13 protein-coding genes and 1 pseudogene are annotated in these 17,483 nt (G+C 62.9%); 2 read left to right on the plus strand and 12 right to left on the minus strand.

Annotation, left to right across the window (positions count from 1 at the left end; translation table 11 throughout):
- From D6M19_RS21960 to D6M19_RS21985, 8 genes are all read right to left on the minus strand, one after another.
- The coding region (locus D6M19_RS21960; protein WP_234834984.1) for an MCE family protein at positions 1 to 1,358 on the minus strand (1,358 nt) is incomplete at its 3' end.
- A 4-nt stretch (positions 1,359 to 1,362) separates the two neighbouring features.
- Positions 1,363 to 2,220, minus strand: a complete 858-nt coding sequence (locus tag D6M19_RS21965) for an ABC transporter permease (RefSeq protein ID WP_234834985.1) — start codon at positions 2,218 to 2,220, stop codon at positions 1,363 to 1,365.
- Positions 2,217 to 3,056 carry an MlaE family ABC transporter permease gene (locus D6M19_RS21970; RefSeq protein WP_123027455.1) on the minus strand — a complete coding sequence of 280 codons (840 nt, stop codon included), beginning with the start codon at positions 3,054 to 3,056 and terminating at the stop codon, positions 2,217 to 2,219. Before D6M19_RS21970 ends, D6M19_RS21965 begins: the two co-directional genes overlap by 4 nt.
- A gap of 9 nt (positions 3,057 to 3,065) precedes the next feature.
- Positions 3,066 to 3,569: a hypothetical protein gene (locus D6M19_RS21975; RefSeq protein ID WP_164478619.1), complete on the minus strand. Its 504-nt coding sequence runs from the start codon at positions 3,567 to 3,569 to the stop codon at positions 3,066 to 3,068.
- A gap of 119 nt (positions 3,570 to 3,688) precedes the next feature.
- Entirely contained in the window at positions 3,689 to 3,859 is a 171-nt protein-coding gene (locus tag D6M19_RS34335) for a hypothetical protein (RefSeq protein WP_164478620.1), read from the minus strand.
- A 46-nt stretch (positions 3,860 to 3,905) separates the two neighbouring features.
- Complete coding sequence (locus D6M19_RS34340) at positions 3,906 to 4,283, minus strand: hypothetical protein (RefSeq protein ID WP_164478621.1); 378 nt, start codon at positions 4,281 to 4,283, stop codon at positions 3,906 to 3,908.
- A 1,185-nt stretch (positions 4,284 to 5,468) separates the two neighbouring features.
- Entirely contained in the window at positions 5,469 to 6,512 is a 1,044-nt protein-coding gene (locus D6M19_RS21980) for a 3-isopropylmalate dehydrogenase (protein WP_123027384.1), read from the minus strand.
- Positions 6,513 to 6,732: 220 nt separating this feature from the next.
- Positions 6,733 to 10,212 (minus strand): indolepyruvate ferredoxin oxidoreductase family protein, encoded by a 3,480-nt coding sequence (locus tag D6M19_RS21985; RefSeq protein WP_123027385.1) that lies wholly within the window; start codon positions 10,210 to 10,212, stop codon positions 6,733 to 6,735.
- Between the two features lie 159 nt (positions 10,213 to 10,371).
- Here D6M19_RS21985 and D6M19_RS21990 point away from each other — a divergent pair, with 159 nt between their 5' ends.
- Complete coding sequence (locus D6M19_RS21990; protein ID WP_123027456.1) at positions 10,372 to 10,878, plus strand: Lrp/AsnC family transcriptional regulator; 507 nt, start codon at positions 10,372 to 10,374, stop codon at positions 10,876 to 10,878.
- Positions 10,879 to 11,580: 702 nt separating this feature from the next.
- Positions 11,581 to 11,961 carry a hypothetical protein gene (locus D6M19_RS34890; RefSeq protein ID WP_234834987.1) on the plus strand — a complete coding sequence of 127 codons (381 nt, stop codon included), beginning with the start codon at positions 11,581 to 11,583 and terminating at the stop codon, positions 11,959 to 11,961.
- 842 nt (positions 11,962 to 12,803) lie between these two features.
- On the opposite strand, the gene D6M19_RS22005 is transcribed toward D6M19_RS34890, so the two are convergent.
- The 4 genes and pseudogenes from D6M19_RS22005 to D6M19_RS22015 all read right to left on the minus strand — a co-directional run bounded on the left by D6M19_RS22005 (position 12,804) and on the right by D6M19_RS22015 (position 17,466).
- On the minus strand, positions 12,804 to 13,703 hold the full coding sequence (locus D6M19_RS22005; RefSeq protein WP_123027457.1) for a LysR family transcriptional regulator ArgP: 900 nt from the start codon (positions 13,701 to 13,703) through the stop codon (positions 12,804 to 12,806).
- A 35-nt stretch (positions 13,704 to 13,738) separates the two neighbouring features.
- Positions 13,739 to 14,311, minus strand: coding sequence for a hypothetical protein (locus tag D6M19_RS34895; RefSeq protein ID WP_234834988.1), 573 nt, complete (start codon positions 14,309 to 14,311; stop codon positions 13,739 to 13,741).
- A 162-nt stretch (positions 14,312 to 14,473) separates the two neighbouring features.
- Positions 14,474 to 14,929: pseudogene (locus D6M19_RS35315) on the minus strand (TniQ family protein); the annotation flags it as partial.
- Positions 14,926 to 17,466, minus strand: coding sequence for a TniQ family protein (locus tag D6M19_RS22015; RefSeq protein ID WP_123027388.1), 2,541 nt, complete (start codon positions 17,464 to 17,466; stop codon positions 14,926 to 14,928). The pseudogene D6M19_RS35315 and the gene D6M19_RS22015, both read right to left, overlap by 4 nt.
- Positions 17,467 to 17,483: the final 17 nt, after the last annotated feature.

Below are 17,483 nucleotides of genomic sequence, written 5' to 3' on the forward strand. Positions count from 1 at the left end.
CAGGCTCCGGGTTGGCTCGGCGGCGGGGGCGGGGGAACGCCCGGGTACAGCGGTGTGCCATCGGGTCCGTACATGGGCGCACCGTAGGGCGGCGCTCCCGGGTAAGGAATCGGGCCCGGAGCCGGCCCACCCGGATACCGGATGCTGGGTGGTTCAGGTACTGCGCGTGTGACCGGCAGGTAGTCGGCCCAGCCAGGGAATCCGATACCGGGATTGGGCCGTACGTCGAGTCCCGTGCCCCATCCGGTGTTGGCGACCAGGTACTGAACCGGCCAGTTGTTTGCGACATCGGGCAACGACCCGCAACCGGGCGTTCCCCTTGGTCCGCCCTTGGCGGCAACTATCGGCAGGTTGTCGGGGTATTTGTACGGATCGTCGCCGAGCATAACGGCGGCGTCCATGATCAGCGATTTGCCGTTGAAGCCGCCGGTCGAGACCTTGAGGAGTTCATTCGCTTTGTCGGCACCTACGAGCAGGCAGGTCAACGTCGGGCTGTACTTCATCAACAACTCGGTGGTGGGCTGCAGGCTGTTGACCGACTTGACCAGGTTGTCCTTCGACGGCCCGAGCACGTCAATTCCACTGCGGGACAAGCCCGTCACATTGGCTAGCAACGCGTCGAGTTGAGCGGACTGCGATATCACGGTGGAACCTGTCACAGTCGTGGCGGCCAAAGTGTCGATGATCTGCTGGGCCGCATTTCCGTAGGTGTCACTGACCGCTGCCAGCGCGTGCCAGTTCTCCCGAAAGGTGTCGGCGCGCGGGTTCAGCGCCAGCAGCACTTCGTTGGTGTCGGTGATCGATTGACCGATCCGGTCACCTTGTCCGCGAAGCCCCTCCGCGACAGCTGACAGGACGCTGCTCAGCTTGGCAGGATCAATCTTGTCGAGGATGTCGACCAGATTCTGGAACACGGTGTTGACCTCGATGGCCACGTTCTGCGAGCGCAGGACCGCTCCGGCGGCTAAGCGATTCGGGCTCGGGTCGTGCGGATCGATCAGATCGACGAACTTCGCGCCGAACAACGTCGTCGCGTTGATCTTCGCCTCGACGTTGGCGGGAATGTACTTGATCTGATCGGGGTCGATATCCAGTCGCAGACTGATGCTGTCGGTGCCCGGGGACACGTCGGCTACGTGACCGACCTGCACACCGCGCATTTTCACCTTGGCGTACGGCTCCATGATCAAGCCCGAACGATCCGACACCAGCGTTACGGGCACCGTGGCGGAGAACGATCGATTGAAGGCGCCCAAGCTGAGCGCGACCGCGATGCCTACTACCACCACCAGCAGGGCCGCCAACCATCCCGTCGGAAAGCGCTGCAACCACGTTGACTTACCTCGAGTATCCCGCACGGCGCTATCCCGCGAAGTTGAAGTTGCCGGTCTGGCCATAGATCGCCAGAGTCACCAACATGAGGGCCACGGCGCCGACAATCAGCGCAAGACGGGTGGCGCGGCCCACGGCCTGCCCTACTCCCGCCGGCCCCCCGGTAGCGGTGAAGCCGTAATAAGTGTGGATCAGCATGATGATGACGGTCAGGATCATCACTGTCACAAAGGAATTGAACACTTCCGAGGGCACCAGGAAGGTTCGGAAGTAGTGATCATAGACGCCGGTAGATTGGCCGTACAGCAGCGTGGTGCCCGCCCGCGCTGCGAAGTAGCCCATCAACAATGCCACGCAGAACAGCGGCCCGATCGCGATAACCCCGGCGGTGATGCGCGTCGAGACCAGGAAGGACACCGCTCGGATCCCCATGACCTCCAGCGCATCGATCTCTTCGCTGATCCGCATGGCGCCTAACTGCGCTGTGCAGCCCGCACCAAGCGTCGCCGAGAACGCCACAAGCGCGGTTCCCGTGCTGATCGTTCTGGTGTTGAGGAACGCGGAAGCGAACCCGGTAAGTGCCTGCGTGCCAATCTCAGAGAACTGGTTGTAGCCGAACGTCGCGATGAGCCCGCCGGTGGACATGTTCAAAAACGTGACGACCGCCACCGTCCCACCGACCACCGCCAACGCGCCGGCGCCAAGACTCATCGACGCGACTTGACGCAGCAATTCGGCCCTGTAGTTGATGATTGCGTCGGGAAGGCTGCCCAACGCTTGGAGATAGAAGCGAGTTTGCTCACCGATTTGACGCCACATCTGCCTGACGCCGCCGACCGACCGAACAAGACGCGGATACCGCTGCGCCACAATCACCTTCGCGCTCACTTCTGTACCTCGAAGCCGAGGCCCGTCACGACGACATTGATGAAAAGTAGGGCGACGAACGACAAGACCACGGTCTCGTTCACCGCGTTTCCGACTGCGGCGGGGCCCCGCGTAACGGTCGTGCCCTGGTAACACGCGATCAGGCCTGCCGTGAGGCCGAACATTCCCGCTTTGATCAGTGCGACGACCACGTCATCGATTCCGACGAGCAGGGTCATCCCGGCCACGAATGCACCCGGCGTCACGTGCTGGAAAAAGACCGAGAAGAAGAAACCGCCGACGAGCCCGATCAACGTCACCAGAGAGGCAAGGAGCAACGCAACGACCGTCGCTGCCAGCACGCGGGGAACCATGAGCGCGCGGACGGGATCGACCCCCATTACGCGCAGGGCATCGAGTTCTTCGCGGATGGTGCGCGCGCCGAGGTCGGCACAAATCGCCGACGCTCCGGCCCCGGCCACGACGATGACCGTCACGAATGGTCCGAGTTGAGTAACTGCGCCGAGAGCGGCGCCGGACCCGGAGAAATCTGCGGCGCCGAATTCGACAAGCAAGGTGTTGAAGGCGAATGTGGCGGAGACGACGTACGGAATCGAAAGCACCAACGCGGTGACCGTCGAGACTTTTGCGACGAACAATGCTTGTTCAAGAAACTCACGCCAAGCGAACGGCGGCTTGAAGATTGCCACGAGAATGTCCAGCGACAAAGCGAAGAACCCGCCGATGCTCTGCAGCGGGTTGGCGGCCCCGGGGCGGGGCCACCGAAAAGCCGCAGACTTACCGACCAAGTTCGGAGCTGAGGTGGGGCCTGCGTCGTCCACGATGTCCAGCGTCATGCCGCTCACCTAATCCGCAGTGTCCGAATATGGGTCGATGAGCGCCTGAGCGGCGGCAACGCCGCCTGCGCGGTGGAGCTGCGTGAACAACTTCGCCAGGGTTTCCACCCAATTCATCGCAGTGCCCCGGGAAGCGAACATCGCATGGCCGCAAGTCCAGATGCCGGTGCGCTGCTTCACGGTGTCGGTGATATAGCCCACCCAGGCTGTGAAAAGGCCGTGCGCGCCGGCGATCTCAACATCGTCGGAGTCAACGGCGATGATGTGGTCACATTCACCGTGCTGTATGCATTCCACGTCGTGTTCGATGACGATGCGGTAGGCGGTGGGAGGATCGGCGAGAGCTGTCATCGCTTTAACACCTCGCGGATGTTCTGGACCAGATGTCGAGAGCTGCCAGAACTGTCGATCGCCTCTTGGATCAGCTTGAGCTTGTCTGCGCTCGATAACCGCCGCCTGCGCGGTGGAGCTTTGCTTCGCGGGGGACACATCGGTGGTGAGGTTGGCGGTCATGTGGCTGCACTCCTTCCATGGCGTCTGGGCTTGAACTGGCGCACTCGGCTGTCTTTGCGGGACATACGTCGCGTGCGCTGTGATGTGCGCGGAATCACACCCTAGCCCTCTAATTGAGTTCACGTCAATGACTCCAACTCAACGACTTTTGATTCGATCGACCGGTGCCCCTGCCGGGCTATTTGCGCCGCGCCCGCAAGACCGCGCCGGTCGACGCTCATGAGGCCTTGGACGCGAACCGCGCCCAACGCGATCTCCATCGCGGTTTCGGACGCAAAGAGCTTGGCCATCCCAGCCTCCCCCTGCCTCCAGAAAGTGTCGCAATCCGCGGGATGTTCAGCAGACAGGCGAGCGGGCAGGTGGGGTACGGGAAACCGTAAGCAGCCTAGGGGTTTTCGGCGCTGCCGACAATCTTCTGATCGATGCCGCGGTTTGTCCCATACCGCGTATCACGAATCCTTGGATGAGACGACGAAGATGCTCGTGTTCGTCGTGAAACGCATAGGCGTCGAGCCATGTACTGCACAGCTGCAGCAACGATGGTTGCAGCGAAATACACTTGACGTCAACCACATTGAGTAGGTGGCGAATTGCGGAAAACGTGTCGCCGGCGCCGAGTGTGACGAAAGCGTAATTGCGCTCACGGGTGTTCATGCGCGGCTTGGCAGCATCAATGAGTGCCCAAGCCAGGTTAGTTTCCTGAAGGTTCTGCACCGCACTGCTCGCTTGACTGGCGCTTCACAGTGGTGGTGTGTTAGATCTGAGCCGCTCAGGTGAGGGCCGTACCCTGACCAGATCCCATGGACATACCATCCGCGAGGTGCCCGTGGTTGTCTTGACTTGGATGAGCATCGTGCCGACGTCGGCGACCGTGCCGAGGCGCGCACCTTCGCGAACCTCGTCACCTAAATGGAATCGCATGCTGCTGTCTCCTAATCTTCCTATTCGTGCCCAGCCCGGGCGCAGATCGCCACAGGCGATCGTCACGGTTATCGCTGTCCGTAATCGATTCTGGGGACGGTTATTTCATGGCGCGTGTGCCACCGGATGGTGTCTCTACCGTCGCGCCAATAGACCTTGTATCTACTTGCGTCGCTGTCAACGATGACACCGCAGCCGCGCCGGCGGTCAGAAGACAACACGGTATCGCCGATCACCGGAGTGCGTGGATGGCGTCCGACAATCATGGCCGAGTCGCCCCGATGCGGTACCGGATCTGTGCGACGAACGTGTGCCCCAGGTTGTCGACAACATCCCACGAATAGGGTCCGCGTAACTGCGTGATGCCCAACTTGTGGACCGCACGACGCGCGTCTGTCTCCGAACAGATCTCGGCTACTCGTCGGCCGTCAGAAGTGATAACGATCCACATCGGTGCACCTACGTAGTGTCTTTACATCTTGCTTGCTTGAAGAAGATCAAGTCGTAGCGAGGCTGAGCTACGGCCCGCGGCCGGCCAATCGGGAGCGACTGGGTCGTCCGCCCGCCAGACGAAGTCAAGCGTTACAAACGGCTCCGCCGTATGGGTCACACCGGTGGTGACGCTGGTAGTCACGTCGCTGCACTCCTTACCATGGCGTCTCCTCTTGAGCTGGCGCACTCGGCTGTCTTTGCGGGACGGTCGTCGCTGGGCCGTGATGTGCGCTGAATCACAGGCTAGCCCTGTCATTGACTTAACGTCAATGACTAAGATTCAACTAATTTGATGCGATCGACCGGTCACTCGCAGCAACGTGCGGATCCCATGACGTCCATCGACCGGTGGACGGCTACGCGAACGACTCAACGGTCCCGCTGACGAAGGCTCGCCGGCGGGAAAGGAATCGCGACATGTTGTCTGTCCCGCAAATTCCGCTCTGCCCGACCGGGATAGGCTAGGCCACCAGTCAGCGCGGGTCGTTACGGGTCCACCTCCTGTGTTCCGGCCCCGGTATCGACGGCCGGAAGACACCGCGGCCGGAGCGCTTCCACGACGTCGTGCCCGACGCGAGTCGGCGGAGAGCCGGCGTCGATCACGGCGGACAGCGCTTCCCGGATGGCCTTCGCCGCGTCGTCCTCCCCGAGGAACTCCAGCATCATGACCGCCGAGAGCAACTGCGAACTCGGGTTCACCCGGTCGGTGCCGACACTGTCGTGCGCTGAACCGTGCACCGGCTCGAACATGGAAGGCGCGGTACGTTCGGGATTCAGATTCGCTGTCCCTGCGAACCCCACTCCGCCGGTGACGGCTCCCGCCAGGTCGGTGAGGATGTCGCCGAAGAGGTTGTCTGTGACGACGACGTCGAAGCGCGTCGGGTCTTCCACAAGATAGATACAGGCCGCATCGACGTGGAAGTACGCCGTCGTCACGTCCGGGAAATCCAGGCTGATCTGGTCGAAGGTGCGCCGCCAAAGGTCCCCGGCGAAAGTCAGCACGTTGGTCTTGTGCACCAACGCCAGGTGTCGGCGCGGCCGAGCCGCGGCGGTGGCGAAGGCATAGCGGATACACCGCTCCACCCCGAGCCGAGTGTTCACCGAGCCCTGGGTAGCCACCTCCGCTGGAGTCCCGCGCCGGAGGAATCCGCCTTCGCCCGCGTAAGCGCCCTCGCTGTTCTCCCGGACGATGACGAAGTCGCTCCCCCGTCCCACGAAGGGCCGCACGCTGATGTACAGGTCAAGCTCAGTGCGCAGACGCAGGATGATGCCGCGCTCCACGATGCCGGAAGGCACCTTCGGGTCCCCGATCGCGGGACCAATCGGGCCTTTGAGGATCGCATCGCATCCACGCAGCTTCGCTACGTCTTCGTCACTCATGATGTGGCCGTCGCGAGAGTAGCGGTCGGCGCCGATGTCGAAGCGGACCTCGTCGAAGTCGACACCGGCAGCACGCATGACGTCTACCGCCACGCCGACAGTCTCAGGCCCAATCCCATCACCCGGGATGACGGCGATGCGGTGGGTCATTGGGTCGTCATCCCGTCGGTTCGGAGGACGAGCGCGCCGACATCTGAGCGCAGTTTGAAGCTTGTCACCATTTCCTCTCATGCCCTGGCGAACCCGTGGAGTTGCCCGACTGCTTGAACTTTGGGATAACGACTTCCGATCTGCCCGCCCGAGTCGGCGCCCCAATGACAGCCCTGCTATCGCTTGGTGAAGCTTGTTTGCGCATTCGAAAAACCCGTCTCTATCGTGCGAGGGTCGCGGTGTCGATTCCGAGCTCATCCAAGCGCGTGATGTAGCGACGTAGCGATTCCAACTTGACTTCCTCGTAGCCGCGGACAAGCTGAGGGGCGGCGGCCACGTCGACCACCGTGTTGTAGGAACTGGGCGTGATATCTCGTAGGAGGGCGTACAGCGTTGCTTCGTAGTGAGCGATCAACCGACGCTCCACACGCCGCATATGCATGTAGCCAAACGGATCGAAAACTGTGCCGCGCAGAGACTTCCCCTTCGCCAGCAACTTGAGAGTGAAGTGGCCCCTCGGGCCTATGCCGATCTTCTTCTTGCGGCCGAGGGCTTTCAGTACTGGCGGGTGCAGCTTGTAAGTAAGTTTCTCCCCACCGGGGACTTGCGTCCGTACCGACGCGATGAAGGCTGGGTCCGTCAGCATCCTGGCGACCTCATATTCGTCCTTATAAGCGATCAGCTTGAAAAAGTTTTGTACTACCGCTTCGGACAAATCAGTGCGTTCGGTGATGGTGCGTTCACGCGTCCATGCCTGCTGCGTCAGCGCGATCAACCGGGCCGCGATACGCCGGTTCTGATAGGTCAGGAGGTCGGCAGTGCGACGCTCCAACAGCTCCCGTACGGGACCAGACACGGTGCATCCGTCGAACAGCTCACTGGGTACGGCCGGTCGGCTTGGCTGGATCACCGGCTCTGGCGCAGTGGCGGCTCGGAACACTTCGGGCTGATCGACGGCGACCCGGCCCCAGCGGAAGGCGGCCTGGTTAGCCTGCACCGCAACGCCGTTGATGGAGATAGCCTCTTCAATGGCCGCCGCGCTCATCGGGATGGCACCGGCCTGGTAGGCGGCCCCGACGACGAGAAAGTTGGCGGCTGTGGTGTTGCCGAAGAGCCGCTCGGCAGCCGCAAGAGCGTCGAAAGAGATGAGCATGTGAGTCCGAAGATCAAGCCGAGACAACAGTGACTCCTCAGCGGGATAATCGACGCTGCTGTTGTGGACCATCTCACCTGTCGGGGTTTTGCTGGTCGACGCGACAGCGATTGTGCCGTCAGGGGCTCCGAGTCCGATGTTTTTCTCGTCAACAGCGGTAAGCAGGTCAAAAGCCAAAATGCAGTCGGCCCACCCAGGTCCGATCCGGTTCGATGACTCAATGGCCACCGGACTCAGCCTCAGATGCGAGGAAACAGGGCCGGCCTTTTGGCTCAGGCCAGTCTGGTCGAGCCCTTTTGCGTGCAGTCCGCTGCGCAGCGCAGCCATCGCCAGCACCTGGTTGACGGTCACGACGCCGGTGCCGCCGATACCAGCCAGAAAGATGTTGTGAACTCCGGTGATTGGTGTTTTCGGTGGGTCGGCCACGTCGGGCGGGATCGACGGCTGCGGTGAGGCATTGGGGCCGCTTCGCGTTTCGGGTAGTTCCACCGTGACGAACGACGGGCAATTGCCATCCAGGCAGGTGTAGTCGGTGTTGCACGTGCTTTGATCGATGCGCGTCTTGCGGCCAAGTTCGGTGTCGACGGGCTGTACCGACAGACAGTTGCTCTTGACGCCGCAGTCGCCACAACCTTCACACACCGACTCGTTGATCACTACTCGGGTGCGGCGCGTTGGCAGTTTTCCACGCTTACGTTTGCGGCGCGCATCGGCCGCGCACTGCTGGTCATAGATCAGCGCAGTTACGCCCTTGATGCCCCGAAGCACGCGCTGGGCCTCATCGAGACGGTCGCGGTGCCACACCGGGACGCCGTCGGGCAGCGATGCGCCCTTGTGCCGCTCCGGTTCGTCCGCGCACACAATCACTTTGGCGACGCCGTCGGCAATGAGTTTGTGCGTCAGTTCGGGCACACTGAGTCCTGCCTCGACGTCCTGGGCGCCGGTCATCGCCACCGCGGAGTTGTACAGAATCTTATAGGTGATGTTGACACCGGCGGCCACACACGCCTGCACGGCGAGCTGCCCGGAGTGGAAATACGTTCCGTCACCGATGTTCTGGAAGATGTGCTCGACATCGGTGAACGATGACTGCCCGATCCACTGCGCGCCCTCCCCGCCCATCTGGGTCAGCCCGGTGACCTGAGAATCGGTGCGCGAGGACATCGTGACCAAGGTGTGGCATCCGATGCCGCCGCCAGCCATCGAGCCCTCGGGCACCGCGGTAGACCGGTTGTGCGGGCAGCCCGAGCAGAAAAATGCGGAGCGCCGCGTGGGGAGAACCGTCAACTCGAGCGTCGGCGGCGGAGGAGCGGCCAACCCGACCCGCTCTCTCAGCACTGCACGCAGAGGCGCGATCAGGCGGGCGGCGGTCAGCTCGCCGTCCGGCGGAATGAGCCTCTGCCCGTTGGCCGCTCGCTTGCCGAGGACCTGTGGCGCAGCGCTCTGCCCGTAGAGGATGTCCTTGACTTGAGACTCGACGAAGGCTGTCTTGTCCTCGACGACGAGTACTTGATCCACGCCCGCCGCGAGACGGCGAACCTTGTCGGCGCCAAGCGGATACGGCATGCCGACGCGCAGAATGCGAATACCTGCCCGCAGCAGATCGGCCTCTGACAGGCCGAGATCGGCCAGTGCCTCGCGGACGGAGTCGTAAGCGGGGCCGACTGCAACAATCCCCAGCCACGCGTTCGCCGGATCGACTTCGATCGCGTCGATCTCGTTGGCAGCGTTGAACGCCTCCACCATCGCCCACCTCGGCCCATACAAGTCGGCCTCAGCGAGAAGGCTGTCCGGTGGTGCGGCGGCGATCCGCTGACGGTACGACCAAGGGCGGCCCTCCCACTCGATGGCTGGCACCTTGATGTCGAAGTCGGTGAAATCCCGGTCCAGCGTCCAGATTCCGTCGGCGACGTCGGCAACGATCTTCATCGCCGACCAGCATCCCGAGGCGCGCGACAGCGCGATGCCGTAGAGGCCGAACGCCACTATCTCTTCTGCGTTTCGGGGAAAGAAGATTGGCATCGACAGAGCCGCCAACGATCGCTCGCTCGCGGCGGGGACACTCGATGACTTTGCGGCTGGATCGTCTCCCACCAGCACAAGGGCGCCACCCGCCGGGTGAGCGCCATACATGGCTGCATGGCGTAACGCGTCGCTGGCGCGATCGAGACCCGGACCCTTTCCGTACCAGACGCCGATCACGCCATCGAAGGACCGGACACCCCTGGGAAGCTCGAGCTGACTTCCCCACACCGACGTCGCTGCCAGTTCCTCGTTCACACCGGGTACCAGCCGCACGCCGTGTTCTGATGCCAGTTCGGGAAGACTCGCCAACAGCTGGTCGAGGCCCGCCAACGGGCTTCCCTGGTATCCGGAAACAAAGGTGGCGACGTTACTTCCTGCCCGGGCATCCCGGGCGTGCTGCTCGACCATCTGTCGCGCGATGGCTTGCACGCCGGTCAGTAGCACCGGACCCGATGCCGTCCGATATCGGGCGGCGAGGTTCGAGTCAACCGCCGTCGCTTCTGCGGCGCGCAGGTCTGTCATAGCGATACCTCTGTCCACGGTTTCGTGCCATAACCACAGGGCGTGTTAATCGGAAGTACACTTAAGGCTTGCTTTGAATGCCCGTCAGTTCAACTCAACCTTCGATAACTGGTCATACCGGTCAGTCGATTCGTTCGCATTGGCAGTGAGGTGACTCGATTGCTCAGCATTGACCGGCTCGACGTCGAGCTGCTCGAATTGCTCGCCCGCGACGCCCGCACGGGCGTAGTTCAGCTCGCGTCGATACTCGGAATTTCGCGGAACACCGTCCAGTCACGGTTAAGGCGTCTCGAGGAAGGCGGCCTGCTTACCGGCTACCGGCCGGAATTCAATCTCGCGCAAGCAGGGCTCGCGACTGAGGCGTTCATCGGTCTCGAAGTTCAGCAAGGCCGACTTGCGTCGATAGTCGACGTGTTGACCGCGATTCCGCAGGTGCTCGAGATCCATGCCGTCACAGGGCGCGAAGATCTGCTAGTGCGAGTGGCTACACAGACTCAGGCAGGACTGCAAGAGCTCATCGAGAGAATCGTTGTGATTAAGGGCGTCGTCCACTCAACGACGACGTTGGCGCTTACAACGCCGTTGCATTACCGGGCGGTTCCGCTGCTGAAAGACATGACGCGCAACGCCGGTTGGGGACGGTCGACCCCAGCGCCGAGGAGTTGATGGAAGCGAGTCGCGGCCTTATGACCGGAGAATCCGCCAACCAACTTGAAAACCTAATGCAGCAGTAACGACAACTAGTCCGCTTCTCCGCCGATAAGCACCAATTACGTCCGGATGTCTCACTGTTGAGCTGCGAGCAATGGCTCGAACGCCGCGGGGCCGGACATAGTCATCGAGGACTTCGCGGCCCAGGCTGGCCCAAAATCCGCGCGACAACACAGCTGAGTACGTGCCACCCTCAAACACTGTGGAGCAAGGACCGGAGCTTTCCCCTACGGCGGATTTTCGCGAGCGCATCGAGCACGCCCGCAACCAGGCACGCTCTCGATACCGAGACCATCTGGCAGCGGTGTTCGACCAACATCGAGCCGCAGAGCCCGGAGAACTCGCCGACGCGGCGCTAGACGCGCTAACCGAATGGCGGTACGTCGAGACCGGGCAGCGTTGCAGGTGTTCGTGTCATCCCCGGCTGCCGGAAACCGATCTGCACGACTACGGATTCGCCTGCGGATGCACACGCATGCCCAGGGACCGCCAATCCGCGTTCGGCCAGTGGCGCAACAGTTTTGAAGAATTCAAACAATCACCAGAGGGTCAGCGGATCGCAGCTACGGAACAGGCCCACGAAGCCGAGCTCCAAGCATGGGTGGGAGCACAGGACGATGTCATCGTGCACAGCCCCACGGCCACGGCGGCGGCTACATGCCTGAACAATGGCACGGCGAGGTCGACGGCCACAGGTTCTACTTCCGTGAGCGCCACGACGAATGGCGCGTCGAGCTCGATCTACGGCCCAGTGGCCGCTTCGTCCAGGCAATCGCCAGCACCGCCAACGACGGCACCGTCAGTTCCCAGGCGCGGCAAGTGGACGAACGCGATGTCATCGCCCAGGGCACCACTTCCGCGGAAGGGTACGGGACTCGGCCCGTCGAACGGGCACAGTTCATCGTCGACACGATCCGAATCCATCTGCTACGCCAGGCCTGCACATATCACAGTGACGACCTGTCATCGATCGCAACCGCACTCGGCGTACAAGTCCGTTGGTGTCCCGCGTGCGGGACCCGCCTGCTCGCGCGGTAACCACCAGATTTCGGCGGCGCGGTGCGCCTCAAGCGGCTTCATACGTCGTACACGTGAGGCTTGCCGGGCCGGGCGTCAATACCCCGCCACCCGATTAGCCTCGTAAACCTGTCTGGCATACGAGTCGATGTCCAGCGCCGGTGAGAAGTTCTGACCACTCTTGGACGTCCCGTGGGGGGACGACGCATAGCGAACGGCTCCTAGATCTAATTCTGGCAGCCGTACCCACGTAACTGCACCGCTGGGATGTCGGTACGGTATTGGCCTCTGGAACCGTCTCGGGTTGCTGAAGACGTAGGCGTATGTCTTCGCATACGGAAGTCCGCTGTTTCGGAACTCCTCACGCTCCTCACGCGGCAACTCGGATGCGCCGACGAGGTCCTCGAGCTCAAGCGGGCCCAACACACGGACGAGATCCGCAGTGCCAAACAGCTGTCCTGTGCCCGACTTGATAATCACGATTAGTCCGCGGACATGTGTCGAACGGCCGCGAATCTCCCAGATTTTTCTCCGTCCAGAAGGTGGGAAGCGTACGGGTCACGCACCAGAAGGCCGCGGAGAACTGCACTCCCGGCATTGTGGTCGGCATCGTCACGTTTTCGCATCATCACCGGGAATCGAGTCTGCGTCGCAGGCGAACAACTCGCGCTTGCCCATATTCGCATCCTAGGCCGTTTCCGGTTGACCTCACCGGGTGGAGCGAATTGGCATCGCAGTACTGACTGAACAAATCCGGCGGGTCGACCCGCTCGTTCGTGTTCGACCTTTGGACCTCTTGGCCGGGAACGGCAGGAGGGCGGTAGCGGTAGCGGCATCGGCGGTGGTCGGGGTGGAGTCTGCGGTTACCTTCGGTGTCGGCGCAGTTTGTCGGCGGCTGACTGAACCGCGCTGGTGATGGTGCTCGTTAAAGGGCTCTCGAGCTTCCAACATTGCCAAAATAGCGGCACATCGAGATAGGTGTCAGCGACACGGACGAACGCGCCGTGAGTCAGGTCATGTGCTGCCAACGATTCGGGAAACATTCCCCATCCCAAGCCGGCACGCACGGCCGCCGCGAACCCTTCGGCGGTGGGGACGTAGTGGACGGGTCTGGTAATCGCACGACGGAATGCTTTGCGCACCAACATGTCCTGCAGCGCGTCATCGCGGTTCCACGCGAGTGAGGGCGCCGCTGCGACCGACTCCCGGGTGAACCCGTCTGAGAAGTACCGCTCGATGTAGGCAGCGCTGGCCACGGGTAGATACCGCATGACACCTAGTGGCTGCACGCGACACCCTGGGATGGCAGCGCGCTCGGTGGTGACCGCTCCCATGACCGCGCCTGTGCGCAGCAGTCGAGCGGAGTGATCCTGGTCCTCGATGCGGATATCGAAGAGGATGTCTGGCAGTCCGCGAAGTATCGAAGTGAACCATGTCGACATGGAGTCGGCGTTGACCGCGACCGCGATCCGGGTGAGTTCTGCTGACCGGCCGGCGGATTCCGCCAGCGCCTCTGACTCCATCAGTGCCATCTGCGCGGCCAACCGCAATAGTGGTATGCCGGCCGGAGTGGCTCGGCAGGGTTTTTCCCGCACCACCAATACTTGACCGACGTGCTTTTCGAGTGTCTTGATCCGCTGACTGACCGCCGACGGTGTCACGTTCAGAGCCTCGGCCGCGGCCTCGAAGCTGCCCGCCTCGACCACGGCGGCCAGAGCGGCCAGCTGATGTGGATCCAGGCGCGTCTCATGGTCATTGCCCATCGGGTCATCATCCGCCATCAAGGCCGGCGCCTGGTCTACCGAACCAACAAGTTCGACGCTGATCGGACAGCCGTCGATGCAGCAAGCTTGCGCGCAATCCGACTCTGCAGCTTCCGGTCGGCCTTGTCTGCGGCGAGGGCGACGTCCAGCACGGCCGTGAGGGCTGGGCTCAGACCTGCCCGCCGCGAAAAGGGCGTTCGGTAGGGTCCGCCGTTGTCTGCGTTGTCCATGAGCCGCTGCAGCGTCAATACCGTCGCGGCGTGGTCCGGGAGCGAGATCACCCGTAGGGCGACTGTTACCCCGGCTGCGGTGTCGACAGCTGGCGCAACGATGCGGGCGCCACGCCGATACGGGCCGAGCGGCCATTCCATCGTTTCCCGTTGGCGTGCTAGGGCGCTCGACAGATCGCCAGGCAGGTAGCTGTCGACGTGAATCAGTCTGACCGCGCACATGATCCACTGCGCCAACGCTCTAACATCGGAGAGCACGGTCTTGCATGGTGGTGTCGCGGCGCCGTAGATCGCGAAGTTCGTGCGGCTACCGTCCAACAAGGTTTGGATCGTCGCCTGCGCGGCGAGGATCGAATGTCTGCCGGGGAATCGCAGCACGTCGGCGGCCCCGAGATCAGCGTTGCAGGGACGGCCGTGGCGGTCCGGCCCACTGTGTTGGATTGCCGGGCAGCAGCCCGGCTGTGGAATTCGACTCCGGCACAGCGGTTGCCGGCGTTGAGCGCTGTCGCACATCGGACATGAATCGGTGAGCAGGCAGCGGTGTGTCAGGCATGCGAAGGACCAATTGAGCCGCCAGGACAGCAACCAGCGACCACCGCTTTCACGCAGGCAGTGCGGACAGAAGCGCGACCTGGAGCGCCGCGCCCACAGGGCCGACGTCCAGTGATCGGCATCAGCGGCGTGCCCGCCGTAGTGATCCATGGTCATTGACCGGATCTCGTCGCTACCAACGCCGCACACAGCGCCGATCCGACACAGTTCGTCACGGGTCGGCGACAGGAGCCTGAAGGTGGTCTGCGGGGTGGGTTCAATCCCGCACCACGACATCACGTCGCCGATCGGAACTTTGTACCGGAACGCGATGGCTTCAAGCCACGAGTCGAGTGCTTCGCCGGGCGTGGGTGCAACTCGCACCGGCAGGGTGCGACCGAAAGTCGGTTCAGCGCAGCACGAAGACCTAGCACAGCGCATCTCGATCGTCCCGCCGCGCATCATGCCCCCCTCGGCGCAACTGCCTGCTTCGGTTGTGCACGATCCGTGCTGAGCGTGGCTGTGTTGGCCCCGGGGTTCACCGATGCGCGGCCCCAGCTGCGTACCACGCGTGCGATATATTCGCCGAAGCTTGTGGGCGTCATCGCATGAGTGCTCGTTGCGCGATTGATCAGTGGTGCCCCCAGATCGCCTTCAAGGCGCCGGATTTGGGCACCGACGATGCTCCCTGCGACGCCCATGGCGGCGGCGGCAGCAACGAGGTTTGGATAATCCACTGCGGATGCGAAGCGCTGGAGGCGTTGCCATCCACATTGGCCGGCAAGAGCAGGCAGCAAGACGGTCGGCGCGTCAGAGATATCGAATCGGCGCAGCGTAATCTGTTGCTCTGCTGCGATTCTTGTGACCGTGCCGGATGAGTATCCGAACTGCTTGGCTATCGCGTCGATGCTCAGTCCCTGATGGTGGTAGAGCTCGGTGAGCGTTTCTGCAGATAGCGCTGCTCGCATCGCCGCACTGGTTTTACTTCGTCGGTGTCGTTGGCCTTCGGCGCGGTGCAGTGAGGCGGGGTGTTCGACAAGGAGATGGCGCACGACGTCGAAGGTCGTGTCGAGTTGGCGTGCGATGCTGCCGATCGTGATGCCTGGCCTGTTGGCCAGGCGGTGCACCGTTGCCAGGTCAACCAGCGCGGGGTCATCGCCAGGTAGATCGAGGCCGTCGAGAAGGTGTAGCGGGGGGTGCCAGGTCAGTGGTTCATCGATGGAATGGTCTGACAGGAAGTGTTGGCCGGCGGTGTGTAGGCGGGCGGCCAGTTGAGGGGTGAGCGCCAGTGCGAAGTCACCGGCTCCCCGAGACCTCATGACGGTGCATATTTGGGCTGGCCCGTCATTCGGTAGCTGCCGGGCGGGGCGCCCGCTGATCATTTCGAACAGGTAGCTGCGGGCGGCGTAGGCCTTAGCACGTGCCCCGCGTTGGGTGTGGGTGTCGCGGCACACGCGGCGCCATTCGGTGTCCGGCAGAAGCCCGGAGTAGTCCAGTTCGCGGCGTCGGGCGTAGTCGATCGGCACGGGGTGACGGTCAAGGTAGTCGCTCAGCCTCAACAGGGCCGTGCAAATGTGGGGCCAATACACCTGGCCGCTCATCTGGTTCAAGTACCAGGTCACCGATTTAGCGCGCGTTGCCGATCCGAGTTGACCGACGACTTCTGAGACGCTCATACCTGTTCCGACGAGTAGGGCAGCGCATGCCAACACCGCTGGCATCCGGTAATGGCTGGCGCCCAGCGGTGCCATGCGCAGAGACCACGCCGACCACAACGCAGAGGGGACGGCGCGGATCAGTCGCGCGGATGTTTTTGCGTCGTTGGCCGCTCTGCGTGGGAAGTCCGACAAGCACCTGTAGCGCAATTGATCGCACGCGCCCACCATCGGTGTGAATGCCTTGATCTGCACTGCTTCAAGGATGCTAGTGGTGCGCGCGCTCACACCAACGGTGGTGCGGGGGCTGGCCGTGGGTTTGTGACTTCCGGGTCTGCTGATCAGCCAACGCATCGCATTCCCACCCGCGGAAACATCGGTTTGTTCGAGGATCTGCAGCGCAAGGACGGCGGCGACGGCAGCGGTGAGCGGGCTGGCCGGTAGTGGCATTCGGCGCCGGATGATGTTGGGGTTGCGGCGGATCGCCGGGCATGGACCGTGCTCGACGTAGGCGGTGAGGAGATCAACGGGCAGACGCTTATGCAGTTCGGACCCGTCAGGGTAGGCCAACGCCAGACCGGCTAAAGCGGTGATGTCGTTGAGGGCGGCTCCCGCCGGGCGTGGAGCGCCGGCGTAGACACCGAAGTCGGCGGGGTCACCCGCGAGGAGGGCATTGATTGTTTCTTGCGCTCGAAGCGTTGCGTGCCCGCCGGGAAATATGTGGACTGCAGCGGTGGTGAGCTCGCCTGCGCAGCGGGCAGTGCCACGGCCCGCGGTGAGCTGTGCGGCGTTGGAGCACTTGCCCGGCTCAGGTATCAGTCCGCCCGGATGTACCTGTCGGCGTGGGGGTTTCCCGCACCGCGGACACGCCTCGGCCAGCAAGCAATGGTGATCCAGACACGCGAAAAACCATCCGAGTCGCCACGCCAACTGCCATCGCCCTCCGCTGAGGGCAAGGCAGCGCGGGCAGAAGCGCGAGCGGGAAACAGCACGCCACCCGGCCGGCGAGCTGCGCGTCACGTGTCTGGATGTCTGATCGACGTCGAGTGCACCCGCAAAGCGGGACAACGTCATCGACTGCAGTCCCATGGGGTGTACGCCGGTGGCTATCGCGACCGTGTCGAGCTCGGATTCGGTGAGTTTGACGAGCCAATTGGCGTGGTCGCGCCGCAGGAGGTCTTGCTGTAGGCCGACCGCGGCCAACATGTCCGACCAGCGCGTGTGGTGCCGGTGAGCGAGAGACTCTAACCACGAGTCGAGCGCTTCACCCGATAGCGGTTGAAGGCGCAACGGGAGACTGCGTGCTGCCTCGCCTGTGGGCAGTATCGGTGTGGCGCTGGCGATCACACTGTTTTGCCGCCGCT

This window comes from Mycolicibacterium stellerae (genome assembly GCF_003719305.1).
Classification (GTDB): domain Bacteria; phylum Actinomycetota; class Actinomycetes; order Mycobacteriales; family Mycobacteriaceae; genus Mycobacterium; species Mycobacterium stellerae.